Annotated in this window: 14 protein-coding genes; 6 read left to right on the top strand and 8 right to left on the bottom strand. The window is 62.1% G+C overall.

Annotated features, from left to right (window positions below):
• Positions 1 to 28: 28 nt before the first annotated feature.
• From GGR38_RS04895 to GGR38_RS04875, 5 genes are all read right to left on the bottom strand, one after another.
• On the bottom strand, positions 29 to 808 hold the full coding sequence (locus GGR38_RS04895; protein WP_183623280.1) for a TIM barrel protein: 780 nt from the start codon (positions 806 to 808) through the stop codon (positions 29 to 31).
• Between the two features lie 18 nt (positions 809 to 826).
• Positions 827 to 2,215 carry an MFS transporter gene (locus GGR38_RS04890; protein ID WP_183623278.1) on the bottom strand — a complete coding sequence of 463 codons (1,389 nt, stop codon included), beginning with the start codon at positions 2,213 to 2,215 and terminating at the stop codon, positions 827 to 829.
• Between the two features lies 1 nt (position 2,216).
• Positions 2,217 to 3,887, bottom strand: coding sequence for a GMC oxidoreductase (locus tag GGR38_RS04885; protein WP_183623276.1), 1,671 nt, complete (start codon positions 3,885 to 3,887; stop codon positions 2,217 to 2,219).
• Between the two features lie 13 nt (positions 3,888 to 3,900).
• Positions 3,901 to 4,434, bottom strand: coding sequence for a gluconate 2-dehydrogenase subunit 3 family protein (locus GGR38_RS04880; RefSeq protein ID WP_183623274.1), 534 nt, complete (start codon positions 4,432 to 4,434; stop codon positions 3,901 to 3,903).
• A gap of 88 nt (positions 4,435 to 4,522) precedes the next feature.
• Positions 4,523 to 6,814, bottom strand: a complete 2,292-nt coding sequence (locus tag GGR38_RS04875; protein WP_183623272.1) for a TonB-dependent receptor — start codon at positions 6,812 to 6,814, stop codon at positions 4,523 to 4,525.
• 376 nt (positions 6,815 to 7,190) lie between these two features.
• Between GGR38_RS04875 and GGR38_RS04870 the strand changes: the two genes are divergently transcribed.
• The 5 genes from GGR38_RS04870 to GGR38_RS04850 all read left to right on the top strand — a co-directional run bounded on the left by GGR38_RS04870 (position 7,191) and on the right by GGR38_RS04850 (position 11,739).
• Entirely contained in the window at positions 7,191 to 8,150 is a 960-nt protein-coding gene (locus GGR38_RS04870) for a ThuA domain-containing protein (RefSeq protein WP_183623270.1), read from the top strand.
• A gap of 173 nt (positions 8,151 to 8,323) precedes the next feature.
• On the top strand, positions 8,324 to 9,346 hold the full coding sequence (locus GGR38_RS04865; protein WP_183623268.1) for a TIM barrel protein: 1,023 nt from the start codon (positions 8,324 to 8,326) through the stop codon (positions 9,344 to 9,346).
• Positions 9,347 to 9,361: 15 nt separating this feature from the next.
• On the top strand, positions 9,362 to 9,736 hold the full coding sequence (locus GGR38_RS04860; protein WP_183623266.1) for a C-glycoside deglycosidase beta subunit domain-containing protein: 375 nt from the start codon (positions 9,362 to 9,364) through the stop codon (positions 9,734 to 9,736).
• Between the two features lie 62 nt (positions 9,737 to 9,798).
• Positions 9,799 to 11,016 carry an MFS transporter gene (locus tag GGR38_RS04855; RefSeq protein ID WP_246404239.1) on the top strand — a complete coding sequence of 406 codons (1,218 nt, stop codon included), beginning with the start codon at positions 9,799 to 9,801 and terminating at the stop codon, positions 11,014 to 11,016.
• A 54-nt stretch (positions 11,017 to 11,070) separates the two neighbouring features.
• Entirely contained in the window at positions 11,071 to 11,739 is a 669-nt protein-coding gene (locus GGR38_RS04850; RefSeq protein WP_183623265.1) for a TetR/AcrR family transcriptional regulator, read from the top strand.
• Between the two features lie 62 nt (positions 11,740 to 11,801).
• Here the strand turns inward: GGR38_RS04850 and GGR38_RS04845 are convergent, their stop codons facing one another.
• Both GGR38_RS04845 and GGR38_RS04840 read right to left on the bottom strand, forming a co-directional pair.
• Entirely contained in the window at positions 11,802 to 12,812 is a 1,011-nt protein-coding gene (locus GGR38_RS04845; protein ID WP_183623264.1) for a sugar phosphate isomerase/epimerase family protein, read from the bottom strand.
• Positions 12,813 to 12,831: 19 nt separating this feature from the next.
• Positions 12,832 to 13,212 carry a C-glycoside deglycosidase beta subunit domain-containing protein gene (locus GGR38_RS04840; RefSeq protein ID WP_183623263.1) on the bottom strand — a complete coding sequence of 127 codons (381 nt, stop codon included), beginning with the start codon at positions 13,210 to 13,212 and terminating at the stop codon, positions 12,832 to 12,834.
• 164 nt (positions 13,213 to 13,376) lie between these two features.
• Between GGR38_RS04840 and GGR38_RS04835 the strand changes: the two genes are divergently transcribed.
• A complete protein-coding gene (locus GGR38_RS04835) occupies positions 13,377 to 14,996 on the top strand; it encodes a GMC family oxidoreductase (protein WP_183623262.1) in 1,620 nt (539 codons plus the stop codon).
• A gap of 40 nt (positions 14,997 to 15,036) precedes the next feature.
• Here GGR38_RS04835 and GGR38_RS04830 read toward each other — a convergent pair whose 3' ends face one another.
• Positions 15,037 to 15,510: an Lrp/AsnC family transcriptional regulator gene (locus GGR38_RS04830; RefSeq protein WP_183623261.1), complete on the bottom strand. Its 474-nt coding sequence runs from the start codon at positions 15,508 to 15,510 to the stop codon at positions 15,037 to 15,039.
• Between the last annotated feature and the right edge of the window lie 74 nt (positions 15,511 to 15,584).

Raw genomic sequence — 15,584 nt, 5'->3', positions numbered from 1 at the left:
GCGCCTCTCCCCGTCCTGACCCTACAAATCAGATCGAGGCCGCTAGTTCCCGGATATATTCAAGCGCGCCCGCCGTGGAGGGCACGGTGGGATTGCATTCCACCCCGATCGCGCCCGCATAACCGGCCCCGCGCAGCAGGCCCAGCATCGCGGCCCAGTCAATCGCGCCCGAACCCGGCTCGCCCCGGCCCGGCGCATCGGCAATCTGCACATGCTCAATCAGGCCGATATGCTGCGCCACTTGCTCGGCGGGATTCTCGCCCTCGACCACCGAGTGATAGAGATCATAAAGCAGGCGGACATTGGGCGAATTGACCGCCTTGATGACGTTCACCGCGTCAATCGTCTGGCTGAACAGAACGCCGGGATGATCGACGCGGGTGTTGACCGGCTCCAGCATAGCGGTCACGCCCAGTTCCTGCGCAATCGGCACGATGCCCGCGACCGCCTCGGCCACGATGTCCAATTGCATCGCGCGCTTCATATAGGGCACGCCCGGCCCCGACCCCACCACCACGCGGTTGCAGCCCAGCACCAGCGCATCTTCTGCCGCCTGACGAAACAGATCGCGGAAAGCGGCATGGGTGTCGCGCTCGATCAGACGCGTGCGCGGATCGGCCAGCACCGAGATCAGCGCCACCCCATGATCGCCCAGCGCCCGGCCCAGCGAGGCCAGATCGCGCCCGGCAGTGGTGAACATCTCGGCCTTGGCAAAACCGGCGGCGGCGGCGGCGGCAATGCGATCCTCCAGCCGCTCGCCCGCTTCGTGGAACATATATTCAAGATTGACGGAAATTTCGTAAGCCATAGAAAAACCTTTCCAATATCAGAACAGACGCGCCGGCAAGCGCAGCGCCAGAACCACACAGATCGCCAGCATCGCATCAATCACCCCCGCCGCCGCCAGCGCGGGAAACGCATGACCCCATGCAAAATAAAGGCTGCCCACCAGCGCCACGCCCAAGGCGCTGCCCAATTGCTGGCTGGTTTTGAGCAAGGCGCTGGCCGCGCCCGCATGGTCGCGCTCGACCCGCGAAACGACGATGGGGCCGATGCAGCCGCTGGTCATGCCCATCCCCGCGCCCGACAGCACCAGCAGCGCGCCGATCACCGCCCAGGACCATTGCGCAAAGGTCGCGCCATAGAGCACCGCCGTACAGGCAGGCAGCATCAGCCCCGCCCCGATCACCAGCACCCAGCGACCAAGGCGAGGCAGGAAATTGCGGCTCATCACCCCGATGCCGAACATCGCGCCAAAGCCATAGGGCATATGCAAAAGTCCGGTGAACAGCGGCGTCTGCCCCCGCTCGGCCTGAAGCGCGAAGGCAAAGACCAGCAGGAAACCCGCCCCCGCCGCGGCAAAGACCACCGAAAGCGCCAGCCCTTTGCGAAAGGTGGGAATGGTGAAAAGCGCCGGGTCGAACAGGGCAGAATCGCCCGCCCTCACCCGCCGCGCGACATGGCGCCACGCCGCCCAGCCCAGCGGAGCCGCCGCCAGCAACGTGACGAAATGGAACGCCCCTCGCCCCGCCTCGCCCGCCCCGATCAACGGCCAGAACAAAGCCGCCATCGCCAGCCCAAACAGGCCTATGCCGACAAAATCATAGCCCGCAGGCCGCCCCGAACGCGCTTCCGGCAACAGCATCAGCCCGGCGATGACCGCCCCGATCCCCACCGGCAGATTGATGAGAAACACCGCCCGCCAGCCCAGCTCGAACAGATTGGCCTCGATCAGCATCCCGCCTAGAATAGGCCCGGCAATCGCCGCCAGCCCGCCGATCACGCCAAACATCGCCATGCGCGAGACACGTTCGAGCGGGCTGAACAACACCTGCACCAGCGCCATGGATTGCGGCGCCATTATCGCGCCGGTCGCCCCCTGCATCAGCCGCGCGGCGACAAGACCCGTGCCGGTCGTGGCCATGCCGCAGGCCGCCGAGGAAAGCGTGAAGCCGATCACCCCAAATACGAACATCCGCCGATAGCCATAGGAGTCGCCCAGCCGCCCCCCCGCCATCAGCAAGAGCGCAAAGGCCAGCGAATAGCCCGCCACGATCCATTGCGAGGCCCGCGCGTCGGCGCCAAGGCTGGCCTTGATCGAGGGCAGCGCGGTGTTGACGATCGTCATATCGACAATCTCCAGCACCAGCGCTGTAATCAGGGTAATGAGCGCCAGCGTCTTTTGCCGGGGCGAAAGTTCGGCCGGATTCCGCATCTTAAATCCGCCCCTCGCGCAGCATTCCCACCGCCGCATGAGCTGCCCGGGCGGTCAGCGCCATATAGGTGAGCGAGGGATTCTGGCACGCGCTCGATGCCATTTGCGCGCCATCGGTGACGAAGAGATTGGCGATGTCGTGCGACTGGCTCCATTGGTTCAGCACGCTGGTCTTGGGATCATGTCCCATGCGCGCGCCGCCCATTTCGTGGATCGCGGTGCCGCCCGGCCCCGGCTGGTCAAAGCCCATGATGACCTTGCCCCCCGCCGCCGTCAGCATTTCGGCCGCCTCGGCCTTGGCCTGCGCAAGGGCTGCATGTTCCTCTTTGCCAAAGGCGAAATCGATCTTGAGCTGCGGCAGGCCGTTGGCATCCACCTTGGTCCGATCCAGCGTCAGCCGGTTGCTGGCCCGCGGCACGCAATCGGCAAAGCCCACCAGCACCATCCGCCACGGGCCGGGATGGCGCAGCTTGTCCTTATACTCCGCGCCGAACCCTTCCATGCGGTTGCCCTGGGTCCATGTGCTTTGCAGCGCGCCGCCCTGAAAGGAAAAGCCGCGCGTGTGGCCCACGCCGTCCATCTGATCCATGTTGCGATAGCGCGGGATGACGACCCCGGTAGGTCGATTGCCGAAACTGGTTCGGGTTTCAAAACCGGGCATGAGCGCGGCGGCCGACAGGGTGTTGGCATGGTCCATGATATGGGTGCCCAAGGTGCCGCTGCTGTTGGCCAGACCGCCGGGCGCGGAATTGAGCAGGATGTGGACCGAATTGAACGCGCCGGCGTTCAGGAACACGATCCGCGCGCGGACGGTCTGGCGCTGCTTCTTCGCGTCGATGTATCGCACGCCGGTCACCCGCTTGGTCGCCGGATCGTATTCCAGCGCCTCAACCACGGCATCGGTGATGACGGTCAGATTGCCGGTCTTCATCGCCGCGGGCAGCGTGGAGGATTGCGTCGAGAAATAGGCGCCATAGGAACAGCCCCGCGCGCAGAGCGAGCGATACTGGCAAGGCGCGCGGCCTTCCTCCGGCTTGCCCTCGGTCATATTCGCAGTGCGCCCCACGGTCAGGCAGCGTTCAGGCCAGCGCTTGGCGATTTCCGCGCGGACATGGGTTTCAACCACGTTCAGCCCCATCGGCGGCTGAAACTGGCCATCGGGCAATTGCTTCAGGCCCTCTTTCGCGCCCGAAACGCCGATGAAGCTCTCCACCTTGTCATACCACGGCGCGATATCGACATAGCGGATCGGCCAGTCGGTGCCGTGCCCATCGCGCGCGTTGGCGCCGAAATCATAGTCCGACCAGCGATAGCATTGCCGCCCCCAAGTCAGCGACCGCCCGCCCAGTTGATAGGAGCGGAACCAGGTGAAGCGCGTGTCTTCGCCGGTCTGATAGGGATTTTGCGCGTCATTGACAAAATTGGGCTGGGTAAATTCGGTAAAATGGCGGTTGAGGCGCTGGACCGCATATTCGCGGTCATACAGGTCGCTGTCGCCATGGCCCCGGAACGGCATGTCCCATGGCATCTTCATTTCGGTGGCATAGTCCTGCTGATGCCGGATCTCGCGCCCACGCTCGATCATCAGCACTTTCAGGCCCGCCTCGGTCAATTCCTTGGCCGCCCAGCCCCCGGTAATGCCGGAGCCCACCACGATTGCATCGAAATCCATCGCCTCGCTCCTCTTATCCGAAATCCACGGCCGACCAGTCGCTGGAAAAAGCGCGGTCGGTGGGTTTGAGCGGCAGGTCCGGGTCCCAGCGGCCCGGCACATGTTCATAGCGCAGCTCTTTCGAGCCGCCGGTTTCGGACGTGTAATAGCCCAGCAGGATCAAGCGCTTGATCGCCAGCCACGGCTTGGCCGCCGCGTCCCCGGCAAAGGCGCGGGCGTCGAGCGCGGCCAGCGCTGCGCGGCGTTTGGGCAAAGGCTGCGCCAGAAAACCGGGGCCCAGCGTCGATTTCAGCCATGCCGCATGGTCAAACCCCTTGGTCCCCTCCAGCCCATGCGCCAGCGCCAACAGGACAAAGGCCCCCACGCCCACCTCGCCTGCGCCCGGCGTTGTGCTGCGCGGGATCACCAGTTGCGCCACCTCGCGCAGCAAGGTCTGATAGGGGCTGGGCGCGATTTTGGCCTGCACCAGCGAAGGCGCCACCGTCATCAGCAGCGCCATTCCAGCCATAAATTCCCGGCGCGCCATGGGGCTTTGGATCTTGGGCATAAGGGGGATGCTCCGGATTAGAACAATAGAGGTGGCCCCATGCGATGGAGCCACCCCAAGAATTCAGGCCATAAGCCTATGTTTCAGATCAGAAATCCACGCCCAGCCGGACGCCATAGGTGCGCGGCGGGGTGAATTGGAAATTGTAGATATTGGCCACGCCCGGCACCACCGTGTTGCCGGCATAGGCCAGCGAGCGGTAACCCTCTAGATTGCGGACAAAGGCCTGAACGCTGAACCGCTTGTTCTGCGGCTTATATTCCAGGCTCAGGTCGGTCTGCGTGCGCGCATCCTGACGCGCCGAGGCGTAATTGTAGAAGTCGAGATAGTAGTCGCCCTTATACCGGCTGAAGGCCGAGAAGGTCAGCGTGCCCGCCGCGCCAAGGCGGAAGATATGGTCATAACCCAGCGTGATCACCACATTGGGCGTCTGCGGCAAACGGTTGCCCTTGAGATTGGCGGTCAGCGGCGTGGCCGAGGATGCGCCAATGTCATAGGAAGCCACGCTGGCGACAAAATCGGTGTATTTGGCATGCATCAGATTGGCCGATGCGGTGATCGTGTCATTATCGGTCAGGCGCAGCGTGGATTCCACTTCCAGACCATAGATCTGCGCCTTGCCCGCGTTGAAGGTCTGCGCGCCGATGGCCGGGTTGAGCAGCACGTCATTTTGCAGGTCCTTGTAATCATAATAGAACCCGGCAAAATTCAGGATATGGCGGCCCAGCTTGAACTTGGCCCCGCCTTCATAGGCGGTGTTGGTTTCGGGGCGAAACGCCGTGCCCGCGCCGTCGAAGCCGCCCGCCTTATAGCCGGTCGAAACCTTGCCGTAGATCAGCGTGGCCGAATTGGGCTTGTAATTCAGGCCCGCCAGCCAGGTGAACTTATTGCCCGAATATTTGAGCGGGCTGGTGGTCGCGGGCTGGTTGGTCAGTTCGATCGGCCCGCTGCCAAAGGCGAAGGCGTAATTGGTGAAGGCCGCGTCGCGATCATCCTGCGTATAACGCCCGCCGACCACGGCGGTCAGCGTATCGGTCAAGGGCACTTCGGCCTGGCCGAAGGCGGAAACGCTCTTGGTATTGGTGGGATGGCGGAAATAGTTCACATAGGAGCCGGTCGAGCCGATGAAGGGCGAATAGAGGCCGCCGTTCGAATTGAGCTGTTCATAGAAATAGAACACGCCGCCCTGCCATTGCACGCCATGGGTCAGGCCATTGAGGCGCAATTCGTGGCTGTTCGTTTTCACCGTCCCGCCGAAATTGGTGAAATAAAACGCGGGCGAGAGCGTGTTGCCCCCGGTGTTCTTGGTGGTGCGATAGCCACCGGTGTAGGTCAGCGTGGCAAAGCCCATGTCATAGGCCAGCCGCCCGCGCACAGCGGTCGAGATCTGGTGCAGGCTGCCCACACCGATCAGCGGCGAATTATAGGTCGAGCGGTCCCGCCCGGCCAGAACGTTGATATTGGCCGGAACGCAGGAAACCCCGCCCGTGCGCGCCGCCGCAACAGTCCAGCCATTGCCGCAGGAGGTGGTGCTGGTGCCGGGATTGTAGCCGGCCGCGGTCATGTCGGTCCACATTTGTGCGGCCGGGATGATGTTCTGTTCGACATGCTCGACCGAGCCGTCCACCGTCAGGCCATTGAGCGGCTTCAGACGCAGGCTGATGCGGCCGCCGCCGGTGTTGTCCGTGTCCGAACGATTGGCGGTCGAAGGGGTAAAGGCCGAGGTCGGGCTGAAGGGCGTGTTGGGGTGATAATTATACCCGTCATGGCTGCGATAGAAGCCCGCCACGCGTACCGCTGCGCCCTCGCTCAGCACCAGATCCGCGCCGCCATCGACCAGCACCGAGTTGAAATTGCCATAGGACACCGAGCCGTTGACGGCGGTGTGATCGCCCGGCTTGCGGGTGATGAAATTGACCGCGCCGCCGGTAGAATTGCGGCCATAGAGCGTGCCTTGCGGGCCACGCAGCACTTCAACACGGTCGATATCGAAAATCGCGGCGTTCAGAATGGTCGGGCGGTTCAGATATTCGCCGTCGATGTTGACGGCAATCGACTGATCCTGCGCCTCATTGTTGGTCAGCGAACCGACGCCGCGCACAGTGACGCGGGTGTTGTTGGTGTCGCTGGTGATGTTGAGTGCCGGCGAAACCTTCTGGACCGAGGTGAAATCGGTCACGCCCTGGGCCGCCAGCGCAGCGCCGGTGACGACCGAGATGGCGATGGGAACGTTCTGGACGTTTTCCTTGCGGTTTTGCGCGGTGACGATGATTTCGCGGGCGTCGGGTTCGGCGGGTTTTTGCGTCTGCGCCAATGCGGGCGCCACCGTCATCAACGCGCCGCCAGCCAGCAGAATGGGCACAATTTTCCTGTAGGTCATTGGCAATCCTCCCTCTTTTACAATTTGTGATTTCTTGACGCCGGAGGCCCGGTTCACGGTGCCTCCGATGAATCACTAAATTAGAATTATGGTTATGATCCATCGCGACGAGCTGTCAAGAATAATAATTCTAATTTCTCTGGATGCATTTTCATAAATACCGTGAATGGGAGGAATTGCCGGGCAAAGGCGGTTGCAATGGCCGCACAACCACTATAACAATAATCATTATTCTAATAATAACCCGCGCCAAAGCGGTGCCGCATAGCGGAGAGAGCCATGCGTCTATCCCCATGTATCCAATGGCATTTCTCAAGGCGACTTGCGCCTGTCGGCTAGGCGGCGAGCACCATCAAACCACAAGGGAGAAGGAAGCATGAAACGACATCTCTGGATGGCGCTGGCGGGCGCATCGACATCCGTGGCGGGGGCCGCAGCGGCCATTGCGCAGCCCATCGTCATCATCAATTATCGCCCGCCTGAAACGGTGCAAAAGGTCGCCATCCCCGTCAATCCGGCGGAAAAGCGGCTGCGCGTTCTGATTATTTCCGGCCAGAACTCGTATGAGCATGACTGGACCGGCATGAACAACATGCTGCGCACTCTGATGCAGGAAAGCGGGCGCTTTGACGTGCGCGTGACCGAGGATTTCGACCATGGCACGCTGGCCATGCTCAAATCCTATGACGTGGTGCTGCTCAATTATTCCAGCCGCTGGAACTATGCCGATGCGGAACAACACCTGTGGTCGGACGAGGCCTTCAAGGCGCTGTACCAATATGTCCGCGAGGGCGGCGGGCTGGTGGCCTATCACTCGTCGTTCACATGGGGCCGCGACATTCCCGAATACAAACGCCTTGTCGGCGCCGTGATGCAGCCCGGATCGAGCCGCCGCGCGCCGCCCGGTTCCTTCCCCATCCATATCATCGACAAGAGCCACCCGATCACGGCGGGGATGCGCGACTATATCTGGACCTTCAACGATGACATGTACACCAACATGAGCATCGACCCGGAGGCCAAGATCCACGTTCTGGCCACCGCCCGCGACGCGGCGGCCGATTATGCACCCAAGCTGATGAGCAACAAATATGATCCGGCTGCCTATACGCCCGAAAAGCTCAAGGCCATGAAGGGCATCGACGCCGATCATCCGCAATTGTGGACCGCCGATTACGGCAAGGGCCGCGTCTTTTCGATGACCGTGGGCCATGATGAGGTCTCGCTGCATTTCTCCGGGCTTCAGGACATGATGCTGCGCGGGACCGAATGGGCGGCGACGGGCAAAGTGACCTTGCCGCTGCATGAGGACAGCCGGGATGACGGGCGGCGATAACAGGCGTCGATAATAGGCTTGACGGCCCTCGGTGAATATAGGAATAATGATTCTAAATAGGGCGCAAAGAAGCCCCAGGGGAGAGAGAATGCCGTCATGACCGCCGTCGCGGCCATGGTCGCATCGCTTTGCCTACCCGCTCGAACGAAACCGCGTATGAGACGGAGGTTGCTGTGAGCAGCACTATCAAGCGGGGCGTCAGCCTCTATTCCTATCAGAACGAGACGTTTCAGGGCAAAATGAGCCTTGAGGACTGCCTCCGCACCAGCGCGGAACTGGGCGCGCATGGTATCGAGGTGATCGGCGAGCAGACCTTCTGGGGCTGGCCCGAATGCGGCGCGATGCAGGAGGATATCGACAACTGGCACCGCTTGATCGCCAAATACAATTGCGTGCCGGTCTGCCATGACTTCATGCTGGATTACAAACGCTACAAGGGCCGCGAGATGCCCTTTGCCGAGCAGGTCGCCAGCGTGAAGAACGACATCGACTTTGGTGCTCGGCTCGGCGTGAAATTCATCCGCGCGCTGGTTTCGATTGATCCGGCGGTGCTGGTGGCTGCTGCGGATTATGCGCAGGAAAAGGGCATCAAGATCCTGATCGAGGTGCATGCCCCGCTGCATTTCGACCACCCCTGGATCATCCGCCATGCCGAAGCCTTTGAGAAATCGGGTTCGGACGCGCTGGGCTTCCTGCCCGATATGGGCATGTTCCTCTTCAAATTCCCCCCGGTGTGGAAGGAAAAGTTCCTGCGCATCGGCGTGCCCAAGGCGATCGCCGATTATGTCGAGAAAGCCTATGAGGACCGCGTGCTGTCCGAATATGTGATCCTGAATGTTCAGGAGATGGGCGGCACCGGCCCCGCCGTCGCCATGGCCGAAACGCTGCGCCACAATGCCGCGTTTGAGCCCAAGCGCATGCTCGATTACATGCCGCGCATCCACAATATCCACGGCAAGTTCTATCAGATGGACGAGGATTATGTCGAACCCTCGATCCCCTATGACCAGATCGTCAAGGTGCTTAAACAGGGCGGCTATCAGGGCTACATCTGTTCCGAATATGAGGGCAACCGCTGGATCGAGGACGCACAGGAGCCGGACTCGGTCGAACAGGTCCGCCGCCAGCAGGTGATGCTGGCCCGCCTGCTGGGCGAGAGCGTCGAGCCTTCCCTCAACACCACCGTCGCGGCCTGAAAGGAACCCAAGCCCATGATGGACAACAAAATGATCGTCGAAGGCAGCCTTCAGCGCGAAGAGGGCGGTTTTTCCTTCCTTGGCCGCCTGCCCTATTATCGCGGCCTTGGCCTCTCCATGATCGAGGACATTATCGTCTCGGTCGATGGCGCGGCCATCCCGCGTGAGGCGATCCGTTTCTGCGTGCGCGACCAGACCTATACGCTCGATGAAATGGAGACGGTCTATGACAATCGCTGGAACTTTGGCGAAAAGGCCCGGATCGTCGCGCTGAACGGCGGCTTGCCTGCGGGCAATCACGCGATCACTTTCGCCGTGCGGATGCGCGTCTCCTATCTGCCCTTTGTGCCCACCACAAAGGACACCAAGCAACTCGCGATGGCCGCATAGGCCTCTGGGCGGCGGTGAGGCGATCACCGCCGCCTTTTTTTCAAAGACCGGATGAGGCAAGCATGATGCTCTTTTTGCGCCATTTCTATCGCAGCCTGACCCTGAAGCCGCAGGGTTTCACGATGATCGTGGCGGGCTTTCTGCCGGTCTTTGCCATTATCGCGATGTTTCCGGTGGTGGCGGCCATCATCGGCCATTTCAAGGATCTGCCCGATGCGGCGATCCGGGTGCCCGCGATGGTGACGGCGCCGGGCTATGCGATTGCGCTGCTGGCCCCCTTTGCCGGGGCGCTGGCGGATCGCTATGGCCGCCGACCACTGCTGCTGGCCTGCACGCTGGCCTATGGCGTGGTGGGGGCCGCGCCGTTCCTGATGGAAAATCTGGACGCCATCATCGCCTCGCGCATCCTGCTGGGCGTGTGCGAGGCGGGCATCCTGACCATCGTCAACACGCTGATCGCGGATTATTGGGATGACAATGGACGGCGCAACTGGTTGATGCTGCAGGGGCTGGTCGGGCCGTTCTTTCAGCCTTTGGTGTTCATTCTGGTCGCGGCCGTGGCGGCGGTGCGCTGGAATGGCGGCTTTCTGGTCTATCTGATCGCCTTTCCGATCTTCATCTCGATGTATTTCTTCCTGTTCGAGCCCAACCACTCCAAGGCGGAAAATCCTGCCGTCAAGCCGCCCGCCGAAGCCTTTCCGATAGGTTCGGCGCTGGCCGTGGGCGGACTGACGCTGTTCGCCTCGGTGCTGTATTACGTGTTCATCGTGAATGGCAGCATCGTCTGGCGCGAGGTGGGCCTGAGCGATCCGATGGCGATCAGCAAGGCCACCTTCGTGCCCAGCTTCTTCATTCTGGCCGGATCGGTGCTGTTCCGCATCCTGTCGCGTTATGGCAATGCAGTGCAGATCGGCGGCTTTCTGGCAATGCTGGGGCTGGGGCTGGCGGGCATCGGCCTGGCGCATAATGTACTTTCGATGCAGGCCGGGCTCATCCTGCAACAGACCGGCGCGGGCATGGCGGTCCCGGCGCTGATCGCATGGGCGCAGTCCAAATTCTCCTTTGCCCATCGCGGGCGCGGCATGGGTCTGTGGACCAGCGCCTTCTTTCTGGGACAGGCCATTTCGCCCATCATCGTCGGCTTTGTGGCGCAGGCTTTGGGCACGATGCAGATGGCCTTTCTGGCCGCGGGCGGGGCGGCTTTGGCCGGCGCTGTCATCTGCGGCCTGCTGGCCATGCAGATCGGCAAACCCGCGCTCCAAAAGCCGTTTGGTGCCTAGGGCGATTACGGTTATGGGCCATAGCTTCCGCCGGTCCCATGCAGGTTGCCCTTAATGCCCGAAGAAACCCCCGCTTCCTCCCTGCCCCCCTCGTCCCTGCCCGCCCCCCGCGCGCCTTTGCAGGGCCGCAGCAAGGCCTCACTGGAGCGGATGCAGGCCACGGCGCGCGAATTGATGCTGGAGCGCGGCAATGAGGATTTCACGCTGCAGGAGGTGAGCAGCAGGGGGCAGGTTTCCATCGGCTCGATCTATCTGCGTTTCGAGGGCAAGGATGCGCTGGTGCGCGCGGTTTTGGTGCAGGCGATGCAGGACCTGCGCGATGCCGAGGATGCGATGTTCGAGCGGCTGGTGCGCAGTTGCGATAATCTGGGCGATTTTGTCGAAAACTACATCGCCGATTATGCCGAGGTGCTGCGCCTGCATGCGCCGCTGCTGCGCCTTGCCATGTTGCGCGCCGAACAGGACGGGCAGATTTCCGGCCTTGGCAAACAGGCCGCCGACGATGCCGTCGCCGCCTCGACGCGGGCCTTTTTGGAATATAGCGGGGAGATAGGCGGGGCGGACGCACAATTGCGCGCCCAGTCGGTCTATCAGATCATCTTCGCCACATTGGCGCGGCGGCTCAGTCTGGGTTCAACCAGTGAATCGAGCCCGACGCAGGACTGGGACATTCTGAAAGGCGAGTTGGCGCGCATGTCCATCGCCTATCTGCGCTCGGCCTGACACGAAAAAGGGCGACGGGTTGGTGCCCCGCCGCCCCCTTCGATCTTCACGCGATCCCGGCCTTAGGCCGCAACCGGCGCCTCGGCCAGAATGCGGCGGCACATCGCCTGATGGCGGCGCACCTGCTCAAAGGCATCGGTGGTGCAATAGGCATGGCCTTCCCATTCCGAAACGATGGTGCCGGTAAATCCGCCATCGCGGAACAGCGGCAGGATCTCCTCATAGGGGATCGCTTCTTCCACGCCCTCATCGCTCACGCCATAAAACTTGCCGTGGATATGGATCGTGCGGTCCACCAGTTCGGCCCAGCTCTTGGGATCATTGTTCGACAGGATGAAGAAGGAGAGCGTGCAGGCCTGAAGATGCGCCTGCTCATAGCCCTTGGCCGCCGCGATCTCGCGCAGCTTGCCGGCCTTCACATAGGAGGGGCCATCCTCGGCCCAGATCTCCTTGGTGATCTCGATCAGCGCCTCGGGCGTGCCGATGGCGCGCGCGGCGTCCAGCAGGCTGGGCGGAATGGCGCGAGCCGTGCCGCCGAAATCGGGAATCCAGCCCAGCATCGGCGAGTTCAGCTTTTCATACATCTCACGGTATTCCAGAACCGCAGGATGGCGCGCCCACATCGGAGCGTGAACCTCAACCCCCATCTGCATACCAATATCTTCGCAGAAAGGTGCCAGTTCGGGCAGGAGATGCGCAGGCAGCGCGAATTGCGAACGCGCCAGTTTGAAGCCCAGCTTCTTGGCGCTGCGCAATTGCCGTTTGTGATATTCAACCAGCGATGCGTCATCAATCGGCTGCTGGCCGGGCTTGAGGAAACGGTCCGAATTGATCGCGCAGGACACCGGGTTCAGCCCCGTTTCTGCGATCAGATCCTTGAAATAGGAGGCGAAATCATCCGAAATATCGGGAAATTCCTTGAAGCTCTGAAAGCCGATGATCTCGATATTCGGCCCCAGATTGCGCTTGGCGACCTCGCGCAGCAGCGTGTCCAGCTCGAACTGGCGGGTCAGCCATTCGTTGGTGAAGGAATAAAGGGTGACGCCCATCTGCGGGCCATTGGCAACAGTCATTGTGATAACTCCTGTCGGATCAGTTGACGCGCAGCGTGGCGGTTTGCGGGTTCACCCGCTTCATGCCCGGAATATAGGGCGGGTTCACATGCAGCAGCAGCGAGACTTCATGCTCGCTGTTGGCGGCAAGATTGACACCCGGCAGCACCAGAAACGCGCTGTCGCGCACGAACCAGAACGCATTGGTCTGCTCGCCGATGTCGCTCAGAGGAAAGCTGGTGTCATCAAATTCGACAATCGCATCGGCCAGATCGACCGGCGCGCCATCCAGCGTCACGCCCGCCACTTCGACCGTCGAAAACGGCAAGGAGCGATACCACGGCAGGCGCATCGCCAGCCTTGCCCCGCGCGGGGTGGCCGACAGGCCCTCCTCGCCGATGATTCGTTCTACAGGCAGCATAGCGCACTCTCCCTTTATCGCTGGATTTCAACGGCCCTGATGAGGGGCGGATTTGAATAATTGGAATTTCACTTCTAATTGATGCTTGACAGGGGGTCAAGGGTCGTGCTGAAAGAAAGCGAATAGAGGTTCTATTATCATTTGTGGGATTCGGGCGGGGACACATGGCCAGTTTCGACTATATTATCGTGGGCGCAGGCTCGGCAGGCTGCGTGCTGGCCAATCGCCTCAGCGCCGATCCGCGCCATCAGGTTCTGCTGATCGAAGAGGGCGGCGACAATCAGCACCCCTTTATCAAAATGGCGGGCGGCTTTGTCAAAATCATGGGCAAGCCGGACTATTTCCGCGCCTATCCCGTGGTCCAGCAGCCCGGCCGCCGTAAGGAAATGCAGGCCTATGGCCGGGGCCTTGGTGGCTCTTCGGCGATCAACGGCACATGGTATCTGCCCGGTCAGCCGGGGGATTACAATGACTGGGTCTCGCGCGGCCTGACCGGCTGGGGCTGGGACGAAATGGCGCGCTGCATCAAGAGCATCGAATCCTATCGCGCGCCCGGCGCTCATGCAGGGCGCGGCCGTGACGGCGAATTGCAGATCACGCCCTCGACCTATAAATCGCCCGTGTTCGACGCGATTGCGCAGGCCGCCGCCTCGATCGGCGCGCCTTGGACCGATGACATCACCGCGCCGGGCGCACCCGGCGCCGGCCGCACCCAATATACCGTCAGCCGCACCGGTCAACGCGCCTCCAGCTATGAAGCCTTTGTCGCGCCCATCCGCAGCCGTTCCAATCTGACGGTGCTGACCAACAATCCGGTCAAGCGCATCATCATCGAAAATGGCCGCGCCACAGGCGTGCTCGTCGAGCGCGATGGCGCCGATGTCACCATCCATGCGCGCGGCGAGGTAATCCTGTCGGCGGGCGTCTATGGCTCGCCGCAGATGCTGCAATTGTCGGGCATTGGGCCGGGGGCGGAGCTTCAGCGTCTGGGCGTGGCGGTGCAAGCCGATCTGGCGATGGTCGGACGCAATCTGGTTGACCATCAGAAGATGGGCATTTCCTATGATCTGCACAACAATCCGGGCACCAACCGCGAATATGTCGCGCCGCGCCTCTATGCCAATGCCTTGCGCTATTTCCTGACGCGCAGCGGCCCGCTGGCGCGCGTGGGCCTGCCGATCACTTTGCTGGTCCCGTCGAAGGGCACCGCGCCCGAATGGCCCGATTTCCAGCTTGCCGCCGCCGCCTTTGCCATGCGCACGGTGCAGGAAATGACCGAAAAGCCCGGCAGCCCGATCAGCAACCGCCCCGGCATCACCTTCTCGGCCTATCACCTGCGCCCGCGCAGCCGGGGGCATGTGACGGTGACCTCGCCCGATTTCCGGGTTTCGCCGCTGGTCGATCCGGCGATCTGGTCCGATCCCTTCGATCAGGAAAAGGCCATCGAACTGTTCCACCTGCTGCGCCGCTTTGCCGGGGCCGAGGCGCTCTCGGCCTATGTGGGCGACGAGCGCGTGCCGGGCAACCATATCCAGAGCGAGGCCGAATTGATCGATGCCGTGCGCGCCATGGCCGAACCGGGCCTGCATGGCATGGGCACCTGCGCCATGGGCACCGACCGCGCCACCTCGGTCACCGATGCGCGCTGCCGGGTGCATGGGGTCGATGGGCTGCGCGTGGTCGATTGCTCGATCATGCCCTCGCCGGTTTCGGGCAACACCAATGGTCCGGCCATGGTGGTGGCCGCGCGGGCGGCCGAACTGATCCTTCAGGACGCGCGTTGATTTTTGGCGCCGCATCGGGATCTCTCCCCCCGATGCGGCGTTAAATAGGCAGGGTCATCCCGGTCTTGACCCGATCCAGCGCCACCAACGTGTGGAACCTCTGGACCAGATCGCTTTCCGAAAACAGCCGCCGCGTCAGCGCGTCATAGGCGCGCATATCCGGGCTGATGATGACCAGTACAAAGCTGATGCCGCCGGTGACATAATAGCACTGCTGTACCTCGCTTGCGGCGCAGAACAGCGCCTTGGCCGCGTCCACCGTGGCCGCGCGTTCATCGCGCAGATGCACCTGAACAATCGCCGTGATCGGCAGCGCCAGCGCATCGGGATCGACCAGCGCGACATTGGCGGCGATCACGCCGGCCTCCTCCATCGCGGCGATCCGCCTTTGCACGGCGGCGGCGGACAGGTTGACCTCCTCGGCAATCTCGCGCTGGGGGCGTTTGTTATCCTGTTGAATGATGCGCAGAATCGCCAGATCAAAAGCGTCAAGCGTACGGGCGGATTTGGCCATTACGCCCCCTTTTGTGAGTTTTTGTTGCATTTTATCGCCCAAATTCGCGCCAACAAACCGGCACGGTGATGATA

Source organism: Novosphingobium sediminicola (genome assembly GCF_014196525.1).
Classification (GTDB): Bacteria; Pseudomonadota; Alphaproteobacteria; order Sphingomonadales; family Sphingomonadaceae; genus Novosphingobium; species Novosphingobium sediminicola.
Note: the sequence above shows the minus strand (reverse complement) of the source record. Positions and strands in the feature narration are given on the sequence as shown.